This is a genomic window from Pseudomonas sp. PLMAX (genome assembly GCF_046042685.1).
In the GTDB taxonomy this organism is placed as follows: Bacteria; Pseudomonadota; Gammaproteobacteria; order Pseudomonadales; family Pseudomonadaceae; genus Aquipseudomonas; species Aquipseudomonas putida_AE.
The window spans coordinates 6,884,314-6,903,344 of sequence record NZ_CP064949.1; the positions used below are offsets into that span (position 1 = coordinate 6,884,314).

Here is a 19,031-nt window from a genome sequence, read left to right on the forward strand (position 1 = left end):
TATGCATGATCAAAAATGTTTAAACGATGCAGCTTTAATGCTGGAACGAGCGAGCTCATCGGTGGCGATGGCAGACTTGGTTAAAGATGCCGTGAATCGAAATCAGTGTTGGCGCGGACAGCAATGCATCAACCTTGTTGCAGCTGAAGCTCCATCAAGTCCCACCGCCAGAAACCTATTGGCGAGTGAAATCGGGATACGTGCCTCCGGTGGTGGCATAGGTCGTGACAATCGTTTTTTTACCGGCATGGCGTTGATCGACGAAGTTGAATCACTTTGTGTAGAGCTATTGAAAAAGGCCTTCCGCTGCCACCACGCCGACCATCGTTTGATGGGAGGAATGGCGGGCGTCATGGCAGCCTATACAGCGCTGGCATCACCGGGCGACAGCGTGATGACCGTGCCGATCATGCAAGGTGGCGACTCCAGCCACCGGAGCAATGGTCCTCCAGGAGTCAGAGGATTAGAGATCATCGATCTCCCTTTCCACGCCGGGACGAACGATATTGATATCGACTTGTTCAAGCAAATTGCCACGTATCGCAAACCGAGAGTCGTCGGTATCGGGATGACGCTGACGCTCTTCCCGATACCGCTGGAGCGAATAAAGGAAATTATTTCCCCATGGGGCGGCAAGGTTTACTTCGACGCAGCGCATCAACTTGGGCTGATTGCAGCCGGACTTTTTCAGGATCCGCTGAGGGAAGGCGCAGACCTGATGACCGGGTCTTCAGGAAAAACGTTCAGCGGCCCCCAGGGCGGGATAATCGTTTGGGATGATGAGGAACTGAGTGCAGCTATTTATCGTAGCATTTTCCCGATGCTTACTGGCAGCCACCAAATTAATCGTGTTGCCGCGTTAGCAGTGGCAACAACCGAGATAATCGAGTATGGCAAGACCTACATGACACAGGTAGTAAAAAATGCGCAACGATTGGGCATGGAACTAAAAAAGCGCGGTTTGAATGTTCTATTCCACGAGCGCAATTTTACAGCCACCCACCAGATTGTTATTAAATCGACTTATCTGGATAGCGCCGCCCAGGAAGTCAGATTATTAGAGTCTGCCAATATCATATGCAATAAAACACCACTTGGCTGGGGATCATCAAAAGACAGCCCTGCAGATCAAAGCGCGATAAGACTGGGTACTACCGAAATCACAAGACGAGGAATGAAGGAGCACCACATGGCGTGGATAGCTGAAAGAATAGCCGAAGCACTGCACCATTCACGCAGTCCCGAGTTGATTGCCCAAGATGTAATCGAGTTCATGAAAGATTTTAGAACGCTGTACTTCTGCCACGACACCGCTACTCACTGAAGCCCTCTTTCAGGTTTTCCCTATGAGCTTTATTACATCTTCGGAGTTTTCTTTTCTAATAACAGCCTCAGCGCTACTTGCAAGTCCAGGGCCCGCAACAATGGCTCTGGCGGCGAGTGGGGCGGCATACGGGCTCAAGCGATCACTCCTGTTCTTCGCCGGAATCATGGCAGGGCTCGCGATTTCAGTTAGCCTGGTAGCGTCAGGCGTCTTCCTTGTTATTCAACAGGTTCCAATACTTGCTACGGGAGTGGGACTTGTCTCGGCAGCCTACATCCTGTTCCTCGCCTGGTCGATTGCTAGAACTCCGCCTATCAGTAGTGTAACAACGGTGGCAGCACCACGATGGAATGCCGGATTTATTATTGGCGTAACCAATATCAAAGCCTACGCAGTATTTGCAGCGCTGCTGGGAGGATTTCCGCTGGGATTACCACATCCATGGGATTTGGTATTCAAGATTGCTGGTAGCCTGGGGATCTGCGTTACTTTTGATTTTATCTGGCTTTGTTCCGGCAATCATTTGAGACGCTTTTTTATCCGACCACGCTGGAATCGAGCACTCAACATAAGCTTTGCCATGCTGATGATATCCAGCGTTGCCTGGTCGCTATTGCTCTGAGATTCAACATGGGCAGGAGCGGGCGAGCCGCTCCTGAACATTAGGACTGTTTTTCGAACTTCAGGTCCCAAACGCCATGCCCAAGACGTTCGCCACGGCGTTCGAACTTGGTGATCGGCCGCTCGGCCGGGCGTGGTACACATTTTCCGTCTTCGGCCAGGTTGCGGTAACCCGGGGCCACGTTCATCACTTCCAGCATGTACTCGGCATACGGTTCCCAGTCGGTGGCCATGTGCAGGATACCGCCGACCTTCAGCTTGCTGCGCACCAGCTCGGCGAATGACGCCTGGACGATACGACGCTTGTGGTGACGGCTCTTGTGCCACGGGTCCGGGAAAAACAGCATCAGGCGGTCGAGGCTGTTATCGGCCACGCAGCGGTTGAGCACTTCGATGGCATCGCAATCGTAGACCCGCAGGTTGGTCAAACCCTGAGTCAGCACGCCATTGAGCAGCGCGCCGACACCCGGACGGTGAACCTCGACGCCGATGAAATCCTGATCCGGCGAAGCCGCGGCCATTTCCAGCAGCGAATGGCCCATGCCGAAGCCGATTTCCAGCGAGCGCGGTGCCGAGCGACCGAACACCTGGTCGAAGTCCACCGGCGCTTCGGCCAGGGGCAGCACGAACAGTGGCGCGCCCTGCTCCAGGCCGCGTTGCTGGCCTTCGGTCATGCGCCCGGCGCGCATCACGAAACTCTTGATGCGGCGGTGTTGGCGCTCGTCGCCTTCTTCCGTCTGGATTGGCGTGTCGTTCGATTCAGTCATCAATGGCTCTTACTTGATCAGACCATCCAGCGGCGAAGAGGCGCTGGCATAGAGTTTTTTCGGCATGCGGCCGGCGAGGTAGGCCAGGCGGCCTGCGACGATCGCGTGTTGCATGGCTTCGGCCATCATGATCGGCTGCTGGGCGTGGGCGATGGCCGAGTTCATCAGCACCGCATCACAGCCCAGTTCCATGGCGATGGTGGCGTCGGATGCGGTGCCGACACCGGCATCCACCAGCACCGGGATGTTCGCTTCTTCGAGGATGATCTGCAGGTTGTACGGGTTGCAGATCCCCAGGCCCGAACCGATAAGACCGGCCAGCGGCATCACTGCGATGCAGCCGATTTCCGCCAGTTGACGGGCAATGATCGGGTCATCGCTGGTGTAGACCATCACGTCGAAGCCTTCCTTGACCAGCGATTCAGCGGCCTTGAGGGTTTCGATCACGTTGGGGAACAGGGTTTTCTGGTCGGCCAGCACTTCCAGCTTCACCAGGTTGTGGCCATCGAGCAGCTCACGGGCCAGGCGGCAGGTGCGCACGGCCTCGATCGCGTCGTAGCAGCCGGCGGTGTTCGGCAGGAAGGTGTAGCGATCCGGCGAGAGGAAATCCAGCAGGTTCGGTTCGCCCGCGTTCTGGCCGAGGTTGGTACGGCGCACGGCGAAAGTGACGATCTCGGCACCCGAGGCCTCGATGGCCAGGCGGGTTTCTTCCATGTCACGGTACTTGCCGGTACCGACCAGCAAACGCGACTGGTAAGTACGACCGGCCAGGACGAAAGGCTTGTCGTTACGAACGATGCTCATGGGGAATCCTCTGTAGGGGTGAGGGTCTTGCAGAATTCTGTGGCCAATCCGCCGAGACTACTAGCCGCCGCCGATGGCGTGCACCACTTCGACGTTGTCGCCGTCGTTCAACGTGGTGCCTGCGTGCTGACTGCGCGGGACGATATCCAGATTGAGCTCGACCGCCACACGGCGTCCGGTCAAGTCCAGACGAGTCAGCAGGGCCGCAACGGTTTCACCGTCGGGCAGTTCAAAGGATTCGCCGTTCAACTGAATGCGCATGCGCAATGCCGCCATCATTTTTTGGGGCTGGCATTCTAGCCCGATCGTGACCTAAAGGTCAGCAACAAGCGTCAAGCGGTCAGCGGCAAGCGCCAGGCGGCAAGGCCCAGGCAGAGCCAGCCCGCCAGGAACGCCAGGCCGCCGAACGGGGTGACGATGCCGAGCTTGCTGACACCCGTCAGCGTCAGCACATACAGGCTGCCGGAGAACAGCAGGATGCCGATGACAAAGGAAGCACCGGCCCAGGTGACCAGGCGACCGGGAATCTGCGTCGCCAGTAATGCCACGCCCAGCAATGCCAGGGTGTGTACCAGCTGATAGGTGACGCCGGTATGGAAAATCGCCAGGTATTCGGCACTCAGGCGGTTTTTCAGGCCGTGGGCGGCGAACGCGCCGAGACCGACTCCGGTGAAGCCGAAAAAAGCGGCTAGCATCAAAAAGCCACGCAGCATGAAGAACTCCAGTCAGTCTCGATCAACAGGGTCTGTATAATGGCCCGCTCAACGGGTTCGGCCAAGCCATCTCTATGCTGCGTATCTATTTCCGTCGTTTCATCAAGGCCGTGCTCTGGTTCATGGGCGTCAGCGTCGTGCTGGTATTGATTTTTCGCGTGGTGCCACCGCCCGGGACCACGCTGATGGTCGAGCGCAAGATCGAATCCTGGATCGATGGCGAGCCCATCGACCTGCAACGCACCTGGAAACCCTGGGATGAAATCTCCGACGACCTGAAAGTCGCGGTGATTGCCGGTGAGGACCAGAAATTTCCCGAGCATTGGGGCTTTGACTTCGGCGCGATCCAGAAAGCACTGGCCCACAACGAGCTCGGCGGCACGATTCGTGGTGCCAGCACCCTGAGCCAGCAGGTGTCGAAGAACCTGTTCCTGTGGTCCGGCCGCAGCTGGCTGCGCAAAGGCCTGGAAGCCTGGTTTACCGGGTTGATCGAGGTGTTCTGGCCCAAACAGCGGATTCTTGAGGTGTACCTCAACAGCGTCGAGTGGGATGACGGGGTGTTTGGCGCCGAAGCCGCGGCCAGGCACCACTTTGGCGTGAGCGCGAAAGGCCTCAGCCGCCAGCAATCGAGCCTGTTGGCAGCGGTACTGCCTAACCCGCGGGTGTGGAGCGCCAGCCACCCGACCAATTACGTGGCGCGACGCGCTGGCTGGATTCGGCAGCAGATGAGCCAGCTCGGTGGGGACAGCTATCTGGTGGGTCTCAACGATTCGCGTCGTGCGCCTTGGGCGCAGTAACACCGCAGATCCCCTGTGGGAGCGGGATTGCTCGCGAAAGCGGTGTGTCATTCAGTATTAAAGCGCCTGACGCGACGCCTTCGCGAGCAAGCCCGCTCCCACATTGGCTCTGCGGCACACCAGGGATTCTCGCTCCAAACAAAAAAGCCCCGATCAATGATCGGGGCTTTTTTTATTGCCTTGGTGCAGCTTACGCGGCGATCGACATTTTGAGCTTGTTCATCGCGCTCTTCTCGAGCTGACGAATACGCTCGGCCGATACGTTGTACTTCTGCGCCAGGTCGTGCAGCGTGGACTTTTCTTCTGCCAGCCAGCGCTGGTAGAGGATGTCGCGGCTGCGGTCGTCCAGCACTTCCAGCGCTTCGTGCAGGTTGTGGTTGGAGTTGTCGCTCCAGTCGGCATCTTCCAGTTGACGGGCCGGGTCGTACCGGTGGTCTTCCAGATAGTTGGCCGGCGATTGGAAAGCGCTGTCGTCGTCGGCTTCGGCCGCCGGGTCGAAGGCCATGTCGTGACCGGTCAGGCGACTTTCCATCTCGCGCACTTCCCGCGGCTCGACGCCGAGGCTTTCCGCCACACGGTGGACTTCCTCGTTGTTCAGCCAGGCCAGGCGCTTTTTCTGGCTGCGCAGGTTGAAGAACAGCTTGCGCTGGGCCTTGGTGGTCGCGACTTTCACGATGCGCCAGTTACGCAGGATGAATTCGTGGATTTCCGCCTTGATCCAGTGCACGGCAAAGGACACCAGGCGCACGCCCATTTCCGGGTTGAAGCGCTTCACGGCCTTCATCAGGCCGACGTTACCTTCCTGGATCAGGTCAGCCTGGGCCAGGCCGTAGCCGGAATAGCTACGGGCGATATGTACGACAAAACGCAGGTGGGCGAGCACCATCTGCCGAGCCGCCTCAAGATCCTGCTCATAATAGAGACTCTCGGCCAGTTCACGCTCCTGCTCCGGCGTCAGCAATGGAATGCTGTTGACGGTGTGCACATAGGCCTCCAGGTTCGCACCCGGGACCAGAGCATATGCAGGCTGCAAAGAATTGGTCATACGAAAAAACCTCCCACTTACATACTCGTGCCAATGGCACTGCGAAAATTGACCGGAAACCGAAAGACAAGTTCCCCTAAAAACTGCAAGGTCAATCACGCGCAAAAAAGATTCTACTTCGGCGCCAGCTCCCTGAGATGACGTGCGACTGCAATCCATGCACCGATATAACCCAACAGCACCGCGCCAAGCAAGAGAGACAGACCGTCGGCAACCGGTACGCCGGCCAGTGCGAAATCACTGCCATACAAACCGGCCAGCCCGACCACTGCATCGTTCAGCCAGTTCAGGCCGAACGCCAATACGCCCCAGGAAAGAATCCCCGCACCGAAACCGTAGAGCGCGCCCATATAAAGAAAGGGCCTGCGCACATAGCTGTCGGTGCCGCCTACGAGTTTAATCACTTCTATCTCTGTGCGGCGGTTTTCAATATGAAGACGAATGGTATTGCCTATCACCAAAAGTAATGCAGAAACCAGGAGCACGGTCAGACCGAAGACAAATCGGTCGCCCAGCTTGAGGATGGCTGCCAGACGCTCGACCCAGACTAGATCAAGCTGTGCCTGTTGTACCCTGGGCAGTTCGGAAAGTTTTTGTCTTAATGCTTCAAGGGTCGGCTTGTCGACCTCGGTCGGCGTCACCAGAACCACGCCAGGCAGCGGGTTTTCCGGCAGTTCCTTGAGCGCTTCACCCAGGCCGGACTGCTGCTGGAACTCTTCCAGCGCCTGATCGCGGCCGACGTATTCGGCATCTGCCACGCCTGGGATGCCTTTGATCTGTTCGCGCAGCGCCTCGCCGTCAGTCGGGCTGGCGTCGAGTTGCAGGTAAAGGGAAATCTGCGCCGCGCGCTGCCATGAACCGCCCAGTCGCTCGACGTTACTTAGCAAAAGTGACAGCCCCATGGGCAAACTCAAGGCCACCGCCATTACCATGCAGGTGAAAAAGCTGCCGATGGGCTGCTTGCCCAGGCGGCGCAAGCTGTCCAGCAGGCTGGCGCGATGGCTCTCGATCCAGGCGCGCAACAGCGTGGCGAAGTCCGGGCCGTCATCGTCGTCGTGTTTTTTCTTCTTCGGTTGCGGGTCGGCAGCCTTGGGGGCCACGCGCTCGGAAACCTTTGGACTGCGGGTCGCACTCATTCGCCGGCCTCCCCATCGCCGATCAATCGGCCGCGTTGCAACGTCAGCATGCGGTGGCGCATGCGCGCGATCAGCGCCAGGTCGTGGCTGGCGATCAGCACGCTGGTGCCCAGGCGATTGATGTCTTCGAACACACCCATGATTTCCGCCGCCAGGCGCGGGTCGAGGTTACCGGTCGGTTCGTCCGCCAGCAGCAGGGCCGGGCGGTGCACGATGGCGCGGGCAATGCCGACGCGCTGTTGCTGACCGGTGGACAGGTCGCCGGGATACAGGTCGGTCTTGTCCGACAGCGCCACGCGCTCCAGGGCCGAGTCCACGCGCTTGGCGATTTCAGCCTTGGACAAACCGAGGATCTGCAACGGCAGCGCGACGTTGTTGAACACCGTGCGATCGAACAGCAACTGGTGGTTCTGGAATACCACGCCGATCTGCCGACGCAGGAAGGGAATCTGTGCGTTGCTGATGGTGCTCAGGTCTTGCCCGGCCAGCAGCAGCTTGCCACTGGTCGGGCGCTCCATGGCCAGCAGCAGTCGCAGCAAAGTGCTCTTGCCGGCGCCGGAATGGCCGGTAACAAACAAAAACTCGCCGCGACGGACCCGAAAGCTCAGCTCATGCAAGCCGACGTGACCGTTCGGGTAGCGTTTACCGACCTGTTCGAAACGAATCATGAACGCTCCCGCTCGGCAAACAGTGCCTGGACAAAGGGTTCAGCTTCAAAAGTGCGCAGATCGTCGATGCCTTCACCAACGCCGATGTAGCGGATCGGCAGGCCGAACTGCTTGGCCAGGGCGAATATCACCCCGCCCTTGGCGGTGCCGTCGAGCTTGGTCAGCGCCAGGCCGGTCAGTTCGACGGTCTGGTTGAATTGCTTGGCCTGGTTGATGGCGTTCTGGCCGGTTCCGGCATCGAGTACAAGCAACACCTCGTGCGGTGCGTCGGCATCGAGCTTGCTGATCACCCGGCGAACCTTCTTCAGTTCTTCCATAAGGTTGTCTTTGGTGTGCAGGCGACCGGCGGTATCGGCGATCAGCACATCGATGCCACGGGCCTTGGCGGCCTGTACGGCGTCGAAGATCACCGAAGCCGAGTCGGCGCCGGTGTGCTGGGCGATGACCGGAATCTTGTTGCGCTCGCCCCAGACCTGCAATTGCTCGACGGCGGCGGCGCGGAAGGTGTCGCCGGCGGCGAGCATGACTTTCTTGCCTTCCAGCTGCAGTTTTTTCGCCAGCTTGCCGATCGTGGTGGTTTTACCGGCGCCGTTGACGCCCACCACCAGGATCACGAACGGCTTGTTCTGCGAGGTGATTTTCAGCGGTTGCTCGACGGGCTTGAGCATGGCTGCCAGCTCGCCCTGCAAGGATTTGTACAACGCGTCGGCATCGGCCAGCTCCTTGCGTGCGACCTTCTGGGTCAGGCGCTGGATGATCACTGAAGTGGCTTCGACGCCAACGTCAGCGGTCAGCAGGCGGGTTTCGAGGTCATCGAGCAACTCGTCATCGATGGCTTTCCTGCCCAGGAACAGGCTGGCCATACCTTCGCCGATGCTGGCGCTGGTCTTGGACAGGCCTTGCTTGAGGCGGGCGAAGAAACCGGCTTTGCTTTCCTCGGAGCGTACTGGCTCGGCTGGAACTTCGACTGGCGCTTCGACGGGGGCGGCGACAACAGGAGTACTTACAGGTGCAGGTGCAGGTGCAGGTGCAGGTGCAGGTACAGGTACAGGTACAGGTACAGGTACAGGTGCAGGCTCTGGCGCCTGGACAATCGGTACAACCGGCGGAACAAATACAGGGGCCGCAGGCGTTGGCGCAGCCTCGACCGCGGGCGCAACGACCGGCTCGATCACTGGCGCCCGAACCGGCTCCGGCGTCCACGCAGCGGGTGCCGGAATCGGCGGCGTCACATGCGGCGCCTGCTCGTCTTCGACCAGCGCCACCGGCTCTTCCGCCACCGGCAAGGTCAGCCAAGGCTCAGCGACCGGGGTCAGCGGCAGTTCGGCGACGATTTCAGGTGCAGGCTCGACAACCGGTTGCAGCACCGGCTCGGCGATCGGCAACACCACCGGCGCAGGTTCGGCGTCTATCACCGGTGCAGGCGTTGGCTCAGCAAGTGGCTGTGGCTGTTCGACGACGGGTTCCTGCGGCTTTTTGCGCAGCCATCCGAACAGGCTTTTCTTTTCACCAGCCGCAGCTGGGGTCTTCTTGTCGTCGTTGGAACCAAACATGGAGGACGGCTATCTCACGGTAGCGACGCGCCAACGGGCGCCCCGGCAAATAAAAATTCGATGCAGAACAGACTGCGATTGACCCAGCTTGTTCACGCGCAACATTTTGTCGAGGTGCCAACGGCACCTTACAAAAACGATTTCACTAAGGACAGATGCGGAAAAATCGGCGAAAAAGCAGAGTCTAGTTGATAAACCACAGCCTTTTGCCGCAAACCCAAACAACCTGATCAAACGCAAAGGCCTGATAGGCGTGGCCGCCAGTAAAACGGATCAGTATCCTAGCACCCTCTCGCCCGCTGACGCTAAGACCAAGCGGGCAGCCCCAAAGGTTTAAAAACGAATGAATGCTCTAGCCCGCCGCGCCGCAGGCCTGCTGCTCAGCACAGTTTGCCTGCCCCTTTCGGCCCTGGCGGCCGACCCGCAACCGACCCACGAATTCACCCTCGACAACGGCTTGAAGGTCGTCGTGCGCGAAGACCATCGCGCACCGGTGGTGGTTTCCCAGGTCTGGTACAAAGTTGGCTCCAGCTACGAGACGCCAGGTCAGACCGGCCTGTCCCATGCCCTGGAACACATGATGTTCAAGGGCAGCGAGAAAGTCGGCCCCGGCGAAGCGTCGCTGATCCTGCGCGACCTCGGTGCCGAAGAGAACGCCTTCACCAGCGACGACTTCACTGCGTACTACCAGGTCCTGGCCCGCGACCGCCTGGGCGTGGCCTTCGAACTTGAAGCCGACCGCATGGCCAGCCTGCGCCTGCCGCCCGACGAGTTCGCCCGGGAAATCGAAGTCATTAAAGAAGAACGGCGCCTGCGCACCGACGACAAACCCATGTCCAAGGCCTACGAGCGCTTCAAGGCCATGGCCTATCCGGCCAGCGGCTATCACACGCCGACCATTGGCTGGATGGCGGACCTGGACCGGATGAAAGTCGAAGAGCTGCGACACTGGTACCAATCCTGGTACGTGCCGAACAACGCCACGCTGGTGGTGGTCGGCGACGTGACGCCGGACGAGGTCAAGACCCTGGCCCAGCGCTACTTCGGCCCGATCGCCAAACGCGAGGTGCCGGCGGCGAAGATTCCGCTGGAGCTGGCCGAGCCCGGCGAACGCCAGATCACCCTGCACGTGAAGACCCAATTGCCCAGCCTGATGCTGGCCTTCAACGTACCGAGCATCGCGACCGCCGAAGACAAACGCCTGGTCAACGCCTTGCGCCTGATCTCGGCGCTGCTCGATGGCGGCTACAGCGGACGCATCCCGACTCAACTGGAGCGCGGTGAAGAACTGCTGTCCGGCGGTTCGTCGAGCTACGACGCCTATACCCGTGGCGACAGCCTGTTCACCCTGTCGGCCACCCCCAACAGCCAGAAGAAAAAGACCATCGCCCAGGCCGAAGCCGGTTTGTGGAAGCTGCTTGAGCAACTGAAGACCACCGCGCCGACCAGCGAAGAACTGGAACGCGTACGGGCCCAGGTCATCGCCGGGCTGGTCTACGAGCGTGATTCGATCACCAGCCAGGCCACGGCCATCGGCCAGCTGGAAACCGTCGGCCTGTCGTGGAAACTGATGGACAGCGAGCTCGCCGACCTGGAAAGCGTGACTCCGCAAGATATCCAGAACGCCGCCAAGCTGTATTTCACCCGCGAACGTCTCAGCGTCGCCCATGTACTGCCGGAGGAGACGACTCATGAGTGAGCGTAAAAAACCGCGCCTGGCCCTGCTCGGCCTGATCGTTGTCGCCCTGATCGGGTCCGCTGCGTTCTATTTCTCCAAGACTGATCAGTCCAATGCCAGCGAAGCGCTGGACAAGGCCAAGGCCAGCCAGAAGCTGCAATCGCTGACCGAGCTCAACGGCAAGGCGCCGAGCCACCGCAAGCTCGACGTGCAAACCTGGAACACCGCCGAAGGCGCCAAGGTGCTGTTCGTTGAAGCCCGCGAACTGCCGATGTTCGACATGCGCCTGATCTTTGCCGCCGGCAGCAGCCAGGACGGCGACGCACCAGGCCTGGCGCTGCTGACCAATGCCATGCTCAACGAAGGCGTGGCCGGCAAGGATGTCAGCGTCATCGCCCAGGGTTTTGAAGGGCTGGGGGCCGATTTCGGCAACGGCGCCTACAAGGACATGGCGGTTGCCTCCCTGCGCAGCCTCAGCGCTCCCGACAAGCGTGAACCGGCACTGAAGCTGTTCGCCGAAGTCGTCGGCAAACCGACCTTCCCCGCCGACTCGTTTACCCGCATCAAGAACCAGATGCTCGCGGGCTTCGAATACCAGAAACAGAACCCCGGCAAACTCGCCAGCCTTGAACTGATGAACCGCTTGTACGGCGATCATCCCTACGCGCACGCCAGCGATGGTACGGCGCAAACCGTTCCGGCCGTCACCCTCGCGCAACTGCGTGCGTTCCACCAGAAAGCCTATGCAGCGGGCAACGTGGTGATCGCGCTGGTCGGCGACCTGTCCCGCGCCGAAGCCGAAGCCATTGCCGCGCAGGTCAGCGCCGCCCTGCCCAAAGGTCCGGCCCTGCCGAAGATCGAGCAACCCGCCGAACCCAAGGCCAGCATCGGCCACATCGAGTTCCCGTCCAAGCAGACCAACCTGATGCTCGCGCAACTGGGCATCGACCGTGACGATCCGGATTTCGCGGCCCTGTCCATGGGCAACCAGATCCTCGGCGGTGGCGGTTTCGGTACCCGACTGATGAGCGAAGTACGCGAAAAACGTGGCCTGGCGTATGGTGTGTACTCGGGTTTCAGCCCGATGCAGGCACGCGGTCCGTTCATGATCAATCTGCAGACTCGCGCCGAAATGAGCGAAGGCACCCTGAAACTGGTGCAAGATGTGCTCGCCGACTACCTCAAGACCGGCCCGACCGAAAAAGAACTCGACGACGCCAAGCGCGAACTGGCCGGCAGCTTCCCGCTGTCCACCGCCAGCAACGCCGATATCGTCGGCCAGCTGGGCGCGATCGGCTTCTACAACTTGCCGCTCAGCCACCTGGAAGACTTCATGCAGCAGTCGCAGAACCTGACCGTCGAGCAGGTCAAGGCGGCCATGAACAAACACCTGAGCACGGATAAACTGGTCATCGTCAGCGCTGGCCCGACCGTGCCGCAAAAGCCGTTACCGGCCCCTACTGATAAACCCGCCGAGCAGCCGCTCGGGGTTCCGGAGCATTAATGGCCACTTCTCGTCCGAAAAAACCGGTCCACAACGTGCATAACGGCGTGAACCAGCTGCGCATCATCGGCGGCGAATGGCGCAGCCGCAAACTGAGCTTCCCCGACGCGCCGGGCCTGCGCCCGACGCCGGACCGGGTGCGTGAAACCCTGTTCAACTGGCTTGCACCCTACGTCCCGGGCGCCAAGGTGCTCGATCCGTTCACCGGCAGCGGCGCGCTGTTTCTCGAAGCCCTGTCCCGCGGCGCCGCCATGGGCCAGGCGCTGGATGCCAGCAGCCTTGCGGTGTCCAGCCTCAAGGAGCATCTGGGTACGCTGCGCTGCACCACCGGCCAGGTCCAGACCGCCGACGCCCTGCGCTATCTGGAAACCCAGCCAGCGGTCGCCTACGACCTGGTCTTCCTCGACCCGCCGTTCAACCAGAACCTGCTGCCCGCCGTCTGCGCGCTGCTCGAAGAGCGCCAGTGGCTGGCCGAAGATGCCTGGGTGTACACCGAAAGCGAAAGCGCGCCGTCGACCCTCGGCCTGCCAGGCAACTGGCGCCTGCACCGGGAGCAAAAATCCGGGCGGGTCTATTATTCGTTATGGCAACGTATGGCAGAGATCGCCGGTTAATTGACCGGCCTGAACAAGGCGCGCGCCTCAATGCAGGCGTGCGCCACTGCATCGAGACGAATCGTGTCCCAACCGCCAGATCGCTTCACCCCGGCCTTCGGCCTCGGCAATCCGCACTTGCAGACCCTGTGGGGTCCGCTGTGGCGCAAAACCACCCACCTCGAACGTGAACGTGAGCGCCTGTGGCTCGAAGATGGCGACTTCCTCGACCTCGACTGGCATGGCCCGCACAGTGCCGATGCGCCTTTGGTGCTGGTGTTGCACGGGCTGACCGGTTCGTCGAATTCGCCTTACGTCGCCGGGATACAAAAAGCCCTGGGTGACCAAGGCTGGGCCAGTGTCGCGCTGAACTGGCGCGGCTGCTCCGGCGAACCCAACCTGCTGCCGCGCAGCTACCATTCCGGCGCCAGTGAAGACCTGGCCGAAACCATCAGGCACCTGCGGGCCAAGCGTCCGCTCGCGCCGCTGTATGCCGTCGGGTATTCCCTGGGTGGCAATGTGCTGCTCAAGCACCTGGGCGAAACCGGCAGTGCCAGCGGCGTACGCGGTGCGGTGGCGGTGTCGGTGCCGTTTCGCCTGGACCAGTGCGCCGACCGCATCGGCCAGGGTTTCTCCAAGGTCTATCAGGCGCACTTCATGCGCGAGATGCTGGCCTACATCAAGAACAAGCAACGCCAGTTCCAGCACGACGGGCGCGAGGACGGACTCGCGGCCCTCGCTGCGCTGGGCTCCCTGGAAAACATGCGCACGTTCTGGGATTTTGACGGCCGGGTGACCGCACCGCTCAATGGTTTCACTGACGCCGAGGATTATTATCGCCGCGCCTCGAGCCGCTACTTCCTCGGCGAGATCTGTACGCCAACCCTGATCATCCAGGCCGCCGATGACCCCTTCGTATTCCCCCATAGCCTGCCGCAAGCCGACGAGTTGTCGGCCTGCACGCAATTCGAATTGCAGGCCCGGGGCGGGCACGTCGGGTTCGTCGATGGCTCGTTCCGCCAACCGGGGTACTACCTGGAACGGCGTATCCCTCAATGGCTGGCCAGCATGGGTCGCGAGTAGGCCATGGGCATTGCGCAGGGCGAATCCATCCACTTCTGGCAAACGGTGCCGTTGGCCGGGATCGAGCTGTTGTCGGCCCGCTACATCGAGCAGCGCTTCGCCCCTCACGTGCACGACGGCTATGTGATCGGCATGATCATGGCCGGCGCCCAGCGCTACCGTTATCGCGGCGCCGAACACCTGGCGGGCAGCGGCACCCTGGTGCTGATAAACCCCGATGAACTGCACACAGGCCACAAGGGCACGGAAGACGGCTGGTTGTACCGGGCGTTTTATCCGGACAGCGGGCAGATGCTGTCGCTGCTGGCCGAACTCGAATTGCCCACCCACCATCTGCCGGCGTTCGGCGCCACCTTGTACCGCGATCCGGATCTGGTGAACGGCTTCTGCCAATTGCATCGCTTGCTGGAAAGCCCGGCCACCGCACTGCAACAACAGACGGCCTGGCGCGAACTGGTGCTGTCACTGCTGCAGCGTCACGCAGCGGTTCCTGATGCCGGCAAACCCGGCAGGGAACACCGGGCGGTGACATTGGCCAAGGACCTGCTGCACGCGCAATTGGCGGCGCCGCCCTCGCTTGAAGAACTGGCAGCGGCGGTGAACCTGTCGCCCTTCCACTTCGCCCGGGTGTTCCGCCGCGCCACCGGCATGCCGCCGCACACCTGGCTAATGCAACAGCGCATCGCTCGGGCGCGGGGGTTATTGCAGGGGGGGTGTTTGCCCCTGGAAGTCGCGACGCAACTGGGGTTCGCCGACCAGAGTCATCTGAGTCGGCAGTTCAAGCAGGTCTACGGGGTTGGGCCTGGGGCGTATCGCAACGCGCGCCTTTAAAAGATCGCAGCCTGCGGCAGCTCCTACAGGTCGACGCAAACCCATGTAGGAGCTGCCGCAGGCTGCGATCTTTTGATCTTCATTCGCCAGTGGCGATCCCGCGAGCAGGATCATTGATCCACTCGCTCCACGACCCGGCATACAGCGCCGCCAACGGATAACCCGCCAGGCACAACGCGAACAGGTTATGGCACGCCGTCACGCCAGACCCGCAGTACGCCACCAGATCGGTCGGCGAGCGATCACCCAGCTTCGCGGCAAAACGCTGCTTGAGCTGCTCGGCTGGCAGGAACCGCCCGTCGCTGCCCAGGTTGTCGGTGAAGGCCGCACATTGCGCACCGGGAATGTGCCCGGCAATCGGATCGATCGGTTCGACTTCGCCCTTGAAGCGCGGCAAGGCGCGGGCATCGAGCAAAGTCAGCGCAGGCCGGGCAAGACGCTTGTGCAACTGCTCGGCGCTGAGGACCAGCGCGTTGTCCGGTTTCCCGGTAAAGGTGCCACGGCTGTTCGACGCAGGATCGAGGCTCAGCGGCAGCCCCGCCGCGTGCCAGGCCTTGAGGCCGCCATCGAGGATGAACACCCCGTCACGCTTGCCCAGCCAGGCCAGCAGCCACCAGGCCCGCGCCGCGAAAGCACCCGGGCCATCGTCGTACAAGACCACTTCGCTGTCGGCGTTGATGCCCCAGGCTTGCAGGCGCTCGATCAGGTCCGCCGGCTCGGGCAATGGATGACGCCCGGTTACACCCTTGACCACTTTCCCACTCAGATCACGCTCAAGATCGGCAAAAGCCGACCCACCGATGTGCCCTTGCGCATAGCTGCGCTGGCCATAATCCAGGTCTTCGAGGGCAAAACGACAATCCAGAATCACCAACCCCGGCTGGTCCTTTTTCAGGTCCAGTGCTTGCGGGCTGATCAGTTGCGCAATGGGCATAACGGGCTCCTGTGATGGGCGATTTCGATCGTGCGGCAGGCTTTATTTCATACTTCTTCCAGCGCCTGGGCCAGCGGCACGTAAAACTCTTCAAACAGCGCAGCGACCGCATCACGCGCCTGCTCCGTGACGAACCCGGCCTCCAGCACCAGCACCTGGTAGACGCCGCGCTTGATGGCCTGCTCGCTGAGGTGGCTGGAGTTTTCCCGCGTGGTGCACAAAAAACGTACCCAGGAGGTGAGGATGATCCAGGCATTGATCGTCAGGGACTCGATCTGTACCCGATCCATCTTGAGGATGCCGGCGGCGACAAAACCTTCGTAGATGGCGGCGCCCTGAATCACACAGCGCTGGGAAAAGCGCCGGTAGCGGGCGGCCAGTTCCGGGTCACTGTCGAGCAGGTGCTCCAGGTCCCTGTGCAGGAACCGGTAGCGCCACATGGCCGACAACAGCTCCTTGAGGTAGAAACGCTTGTCTTCCACCGTGGCTGCACGCCCCTGTGGTGGACGCAGGAAACTGTCCACCAGGCTCTCATACTCACTGAACAGCACGGCGATGATCGCCTGCTTGTTAGGGAAGTGGTAGTACAGGTTGCCCGGAGAAATCTCCATATGGGCGGCGATGTGGTTGGTGCTGATGCTGCGCTCGCCCTGCTGGTTGAACAGCTCCAGGCTGTTCTGCACGATGCGCTCGCTGGTTTTGATCCGTGGGGCCATGGCTTGAGCTTAAATTCAGAGTGCGGTGAGGGGCATCTTACGGCCTATCCGCCAGCGGATAAAACAAAGCGATGCCGAGGAGAGCATTTGACTTTTTAGAGTATAGACTCTAAAAATGCCCTCATTACAATAAATCCGGAGCCGACCATGACTGCTGACATTTCCTACCTGCAAAACCTCCAGCAGCCTCTGGACGAGCTCCAGGCCCTGTTCGACGCACAGCGCGCGGCCTATGCCGGCAACCCGATGCCACCTGCGGCCCAGCGACAGCAATGGCTCAAGGCACTACGGGATTTGCTGAACACCGAACGTCAGGCCCTGATCGATGCGATCAGCCTGGATTTCAGCCACCGCAGCGCCGATGAAACCCTGCTCGCCGAACTGATGCCCAGCCTGCACGGCATCCATTACGCCAGCCGCCACCTCAAGGGCTGGATGCGCGAGTCGCGGCGCAAGGTCGGTGTCGCCTTTCAGCCGGCCTCGGCGAAGGTGGTCTACCAGCCACTGGGCGTGGTCGGGGTGATCGTGCCGTGGAACTATCCGCTGTACCTGGCCATCGGGCCCTTGGTCGGTGCGTTGTCGGCGGGTAACCGGGTGATGCTCAAGCTCAGCGAATCGACCCCGGCCACCGGCTTGCTGCTCAAGGCATTGTTCGCGCGGGTCTTCCCCGAAGACCTGGTGTGCGTGGTGCTGGGCGAAGCCGATATCGGCGTGGCGTTTTCGCGCCTGCCTTTCGATCACCTGCTGTTCACTGGCGCCACCAGCATCGGCAAGCACGTGATGCGCGCGGCGGCGGAAAACCTGACACCGGTCACGCTGGAACTGGGCGGCAAGTCCCCGGCCATTGTTTCCCAGGACGTACCGCTCAAGGATGCCGCCGAACGCATCGCTTTCGGCAAGACCCTCAATGCCGGCCAGACCTGCGTGGCCCCGGATTACGTGCTGGTGCCGGAAGAGCGCGTCGACGCTTTCGTGGAGGCCTACCGGCAGGCGGTCCGCGGCTTCTATCCGACCCTCGCCGACAACCCGGACTACACCGCGATCATCAATGACCGACAACTGGCGCGACTCAACGGCTACGTCAGCGACGCCACCGACAAAGGTGCGCAGCTGATCCCGTTGTTCGATCAAGGCCAGGGCCGGCGCATGGGGCATAGCCTGCTGCTCAACGTCAGCGACGACATGACGGTGATGCAGGACGAGATCTTCGGCCCGCTGTTGCCGATCGTGCCGTACAAGCATCTGGACCAGGCGTTTGCCTACATCAACCAGCGCCCTCGCCCACTGGCGCTGTACTACTTCGGCTACGACAAGCGCGAACAGAACCGCGTGCTCAATGAGACCCACTCCGGCGGTGTATGCCTCAACGACACCCTGCTGCACGTGGCCCAGGATGACATGCCGTTCGGCGGCATTGGCGCTTCAGGCATGGGCCACTACCACGGCCACGAAGGTTTCCTGACCTTCAGCAAGGCCAAGGGCGTACTGATCAAGCAACGCTTCAACGCGGCGAAGCTGATCTACCCGCCCTACGGCAAATCCATTCAGAAACTGATCCAGAAGCTGTTTATCCGCTAACGATGGTCACCCTCGGGTAATAACAAGAATGCACCCAAGCCTGTCCGATACCCCCGCGCTGTCACGGCGCGGCCTGCTCAAATTCAGCCTCGGCGCCAGCGCCTTTCTTGCCACTGCCGGGTTGGGGGCCAGTCTGAGTGACTGCTCATCGAGTTCGCCTGCCAATGGTTTCGCGGCACTGCGCAGTGGCGACCTGGCGTTTCTGCGCGCCCTTGTCCCGGTGCTGCTTGAAGGCGCCGTGGCTGCCCAGCAGATGCCCGGCGCCGTCGAGGGCACCCTGAAAAGCCTCGATTACAACCTCGATCACCTGTCGCCGGAAATGCTCAAGCTCACCCGACAATTGTTCGACGTGCTGGGCATGGCCGTCACCCGCGGACCGCTGACCGGGATCTGGGGCAGTTGGGAAAACGCCGCTGCCGAGGATATACGGCACTTCCTCGATCGCTGGGAAAACAGCTCGTTGAGCCTGCTGCGCATGGGCCACAGTTCATTGGTGCAACTGGTGATGATGGCCTGGTATGGGCGCAAGGAATCGTGGGCGCATTGCGGGTATCCGGGGCCACCGACGGTTTGAACCGGGTCGCCCCCTTCGCGAGCAAGCCCGCTCCCACAGGTTTTCGATGTGTCTCACCTTTTGTAAACGACTCAACCCCTGTGGGAGCCGGGCTTGCCCGCGATGGCGTCAG

The 19,031-nt window shown here is 61.0% G+C and carries 20 protein-coding genes; 10 read left to right on the forward strand and 10 right to left on the reverse strand.

All coding sequences use genetic code 11. The annotated features are described in order from the left end of the window. The first annotated feature begins 1 nt into the window (after position 1). Positions 2 to 1,324: an aminotransferase class I/II-fold pyridoxal phosphate-dependent enzyme gene (locus DKB71_RS31470; RefSeq protein ID WP_408599236.1), complete on the forward strand. Its 1,323-nt coding sequence runs from the start codon at positions 2 to 4 to the stop codon at positions 1,322 to 1,324. Between the two features lie 22 nt (positions 1,325 to 1,346). Continuing rightward, complete coding sequence (locus DKB71_RS31475; RefSeq protein WP_323606624.1) at positions 1,347 to 1,946, forward strand: LysE family translocator; 600 nt, start codon at positions 1,347 to 1,349, stop codon at positions 1,944 to 1,946. Positions 1,947 to 1,986: 40 nt separating this feature from the next. Here the strand turns inward: DKB71_RS31475 and trmB are convergent, their stop codons facing one another. The 4 genes from trmB to DKB71_RS31495 form a co-directional block, all read right to left on the reverse strand. Beyond that, complete coding sequence (gene trmB / locus DKB71_RS31480; RefSeq protein ID WP_274075660.1) at positions 1,987 to 2,712, reverse strand: tRNA (guanosine(46)-N7)-methyltransferase TrmB; 726 nt, start codon at positions 2,710 to 2,712, stop codon at positions 1,987 to 1,989. Between the two features lie 9 nt (positions 2,713 to 2,721). Continuing rightward, positions 2,722 to 3,516, reverse strand: a complete 795-nt coding sequence (locus DKB71_RS31485) for a thiazole synthase (protein ID WP_274075661.1) — start codon at positions 3,514 to 3,516, stop codon at positions 2,722 to 2,724. Between the two features lie 60 nt (positions 3,517 to 3,576). After that, positions 3,577 to 3,777 (reverse strand): sulfur carrier protein ThiS, encoded by a 201-nt coding sequence (gene thiS, locus DKB71_RS31490; protein WP_046818722.1) that lies wholly within the window; start codon positions 3,775 to 3,777, stop codon positions 3,577 to 3,579. A gap of 71 nt (positions 3,778 to 3,848) precedes the next feature. Continuing rightward, positions 3,849 to 4,229 carry a DUF423 domain-containing protein gene (locus DKB71_RS31495; RefSeq protein ID WP_408599237.1) on the reverse strand — a complete coding sequence of 127 codons (381 nt, stop codon included), beginning with the start codon at positions 4,227 to 4,229 and terminating at the stop codon, positions 3,849 to 3,851. Between the two features lie 74 nt (positions 4,230 to 4,303). Between DKB71_RS31495 and mtgA the strand changes: the two genes are divergently transcribed. Next, positions 4,304 to 5,026 carry a monofunctional biosynthetic peptidoglycan transglycosylase gene (gene mtgA / locus DKB71_RS31500; protein WP_323606626.1) on the forward strand — a complete coding sequence of 241 codons (723 nt, stop codon included), beginning with the start codon at positions 4,304 to 4,306 and terminating at the stop codon, positions 5,024 to 5,026. 190 nt (positions 5,027 to 5,216) lie between these two features. Here mtgA and rpoH read toward each other — a convergent pair whose 3' ends face one another. From rpoH to ftsY, 4 genes are all read right to left on the reverse strand, one after another. After that, positions 5,217 to 6,071: an RNA polymerase sigma factor RpoH gene (rpoH, locus tag DKB71_RS31505; protein WP_323606627.1), complete on the reverse strand. Its 855-nt coding sequence runs from the start codon at positions 6,069 to 6,071 to the stop codon at positions 5,217 to 5,219. A gap of 113 nt (positions 6,072 to 6,184) precedes the next feature. Then, on the reverse strand, positions 6,185 to 7,207 hold the full coding sequence (gene ftsX, locus DKB71_RS31510; protein ID WP_274075664.1) for a permease-like cell division protein FtsX: 1,023 nt from the start codon (positions 7,205 to 7,207) through the stop codon (positions 6,185 to 6,187). Further along, positions 7,204 to 7,875 carry a cell division ATP-binding protein FtsE gene (ftsE, locus tag DKB71_RS31515; RefSeq protein WP_008065082.1) on the reverse strand — a complete coding sequence of 224 codons (672 nt, stop codon included), beginning with the start codon at positions 7,873 to 7,875 and terminating at the stop codon, positions 7,204 to 7,206. Before ftsE ends, ftsX begins: the two co-directional genes overlap by 4 nt. Further along, on the reverse strand, positions 7,872 to 9,428 hold the full coding sequence (ftsY, locus tag DKB71_RS31520; protein WP_408599238.1) for a signal recognition particle-docking protein FtsY: 1,557 nt from the start codon (positions 9,426 to 9,428) through the stop codon (positions 7,872 to 7,874). The genes ftsE and ftsY overlap by 4 nt, the downstream gene beginning before the upstream one ends. A 343-nt stretch (positions 9,429 to 9,771) precedes the next feature. On the opposite strand from ftsY, the gene DKB71_RS31525 reads away from it, so the two are divergent. The 5 genes from DKB71_RS31525 (at position 9,772) to DKB71_RS31545 (ending at position 15,117) form a co-directional block, all read left to right on the forward strand. Then, positions 9,772 to 11,127, forward strand: coding sequence for a pitrilysin family protein (locus DKB71_RS31525; protein WP_274075666.1), 1,356 nt, complete (start codon positions 9,772 to 9,774; stop codon positions 11,125 to 11,127). Then, positions 11,120 to 12,610, forward strand: coding sequence for a M16 family metallopeptidase (locus tag DKB71_RS31530; RefSeq protein ID WP_408599239.1), 1,491 nt, complete (start codon positions 11,120 to 11,122; stop codon positions 12,608 to 12,610). Before DKB71_RS31525 ends, DKB71_RS31530 begins: the two co-directional genes overlap by 8 nt. Then, positions 12,610 to 13,224, forward strand: a complete 615-nt coding sequence (rsmD, locus tag DKB71_RS31535) for a 16S rRNA (guanine(966)-N(2))-methyltransferase RsmD (protein ID WP_274075668.1) — start codon at positions 12,610 to 12,612, stop codon at positions 13,222 to 13,224. Before DKB71_RS31530 ends, rsmD begins: the two co-directional genes overlap by 1 nt. A gap of 63 nt (positions 13,225 to 13,287) precedes the next feature. Beyond that, positions 13,288 to 14,286, forward strand: coding sequence for a hydrolase (locus tag DKB71_RS31540; protein ID WP_408599240.1), 999 nt, complete (start codon positions 13,288 to 13,290; stop codon positions 14,284 to 14,286). 3 nt (positions 14,287 to 14,289) lie between these two features. Further along, on the forward strand, positions 14,290 to 15,117 hold the full coding sequence (locus DKB71_RS31545; RefSeq protein WP_408599241.1) for an AraC family ligand binding domain-containing protein: 828 nt from the start codon (positions 14,290 to 14,292) through the stop codon (positions 15,115 to 15,117). Positions 15,118 to 15,196: 79 nt separating this feature from the next. Here DKB71_RS31545 and DKB71_RS31550 read toward each other — a convergent pair whose 3' ends face one another. Together DKB71_RS31550 and DKB71_RS31555 are read right to left on the reverse strand one after the other, a co-directional pair. After that, complete coding sequence (locus tag DKB71_RS31550) at positions 15,197 to 16,051, reverse strand: sulfurtransferase (RefSeq protein WP_408599242.1); 855 nt, start codon at positions 16,049 to 16,051, stop codon at positions 15,197 to 15,199. Between the two features lie 47 nt (positions 16,052 to 16,098). Further along, positions 16,099 to 16,767 carry a TetR/AcrR family transcriptional regulator gene (locus tag DKB71_RS31555; RefSeq protein WP_408599243.1) on the reverse strand — a complete coding sequence of 223 codons (669 nt, stop codon included), beginning with the start codon at positions 16,765 to 16,767 and terminating at the stop codon, positions 16,099 to 16,101. A gap of 147 nt (positions 16,768 to 16,914) precedes the next feature. Between DKB71_RS31555 and DKB71_RS31560 the strand changes: the two genes are divergently transcribed. Both DKB71_RS31560 and DKB71_RS31565 read left to right on the forward strand, forming a co-directional pair. Beyond that, on the forward strand, positions 16,915 to 18,345 hold the full coding sequence (locus DKB71_RS31560) for a coniferyl aldehyde dehydrogenase (RefSeq protein ID WP_408599244.1): 1,431 nt from the start codon (positions 16,915 to 16,917) through the stop codon (positions 18,343 to 18,345). 28 nt (positions 18,346 to 18,373) lie between these two features. Then, on the forward strand, positions 18,374 to 18,919 hold the full coding sequence (locus DKB71_RS31565) for a twin-arginine translocation pathway signal protein (protein WP_408599245.1): 546 nt from the start codon (positions 18,374 to 18,376) through the stop codon (positions 18,917 to 18,919). Positions 18,920 to 19,031: the final 112 nt, after the last annotated feature.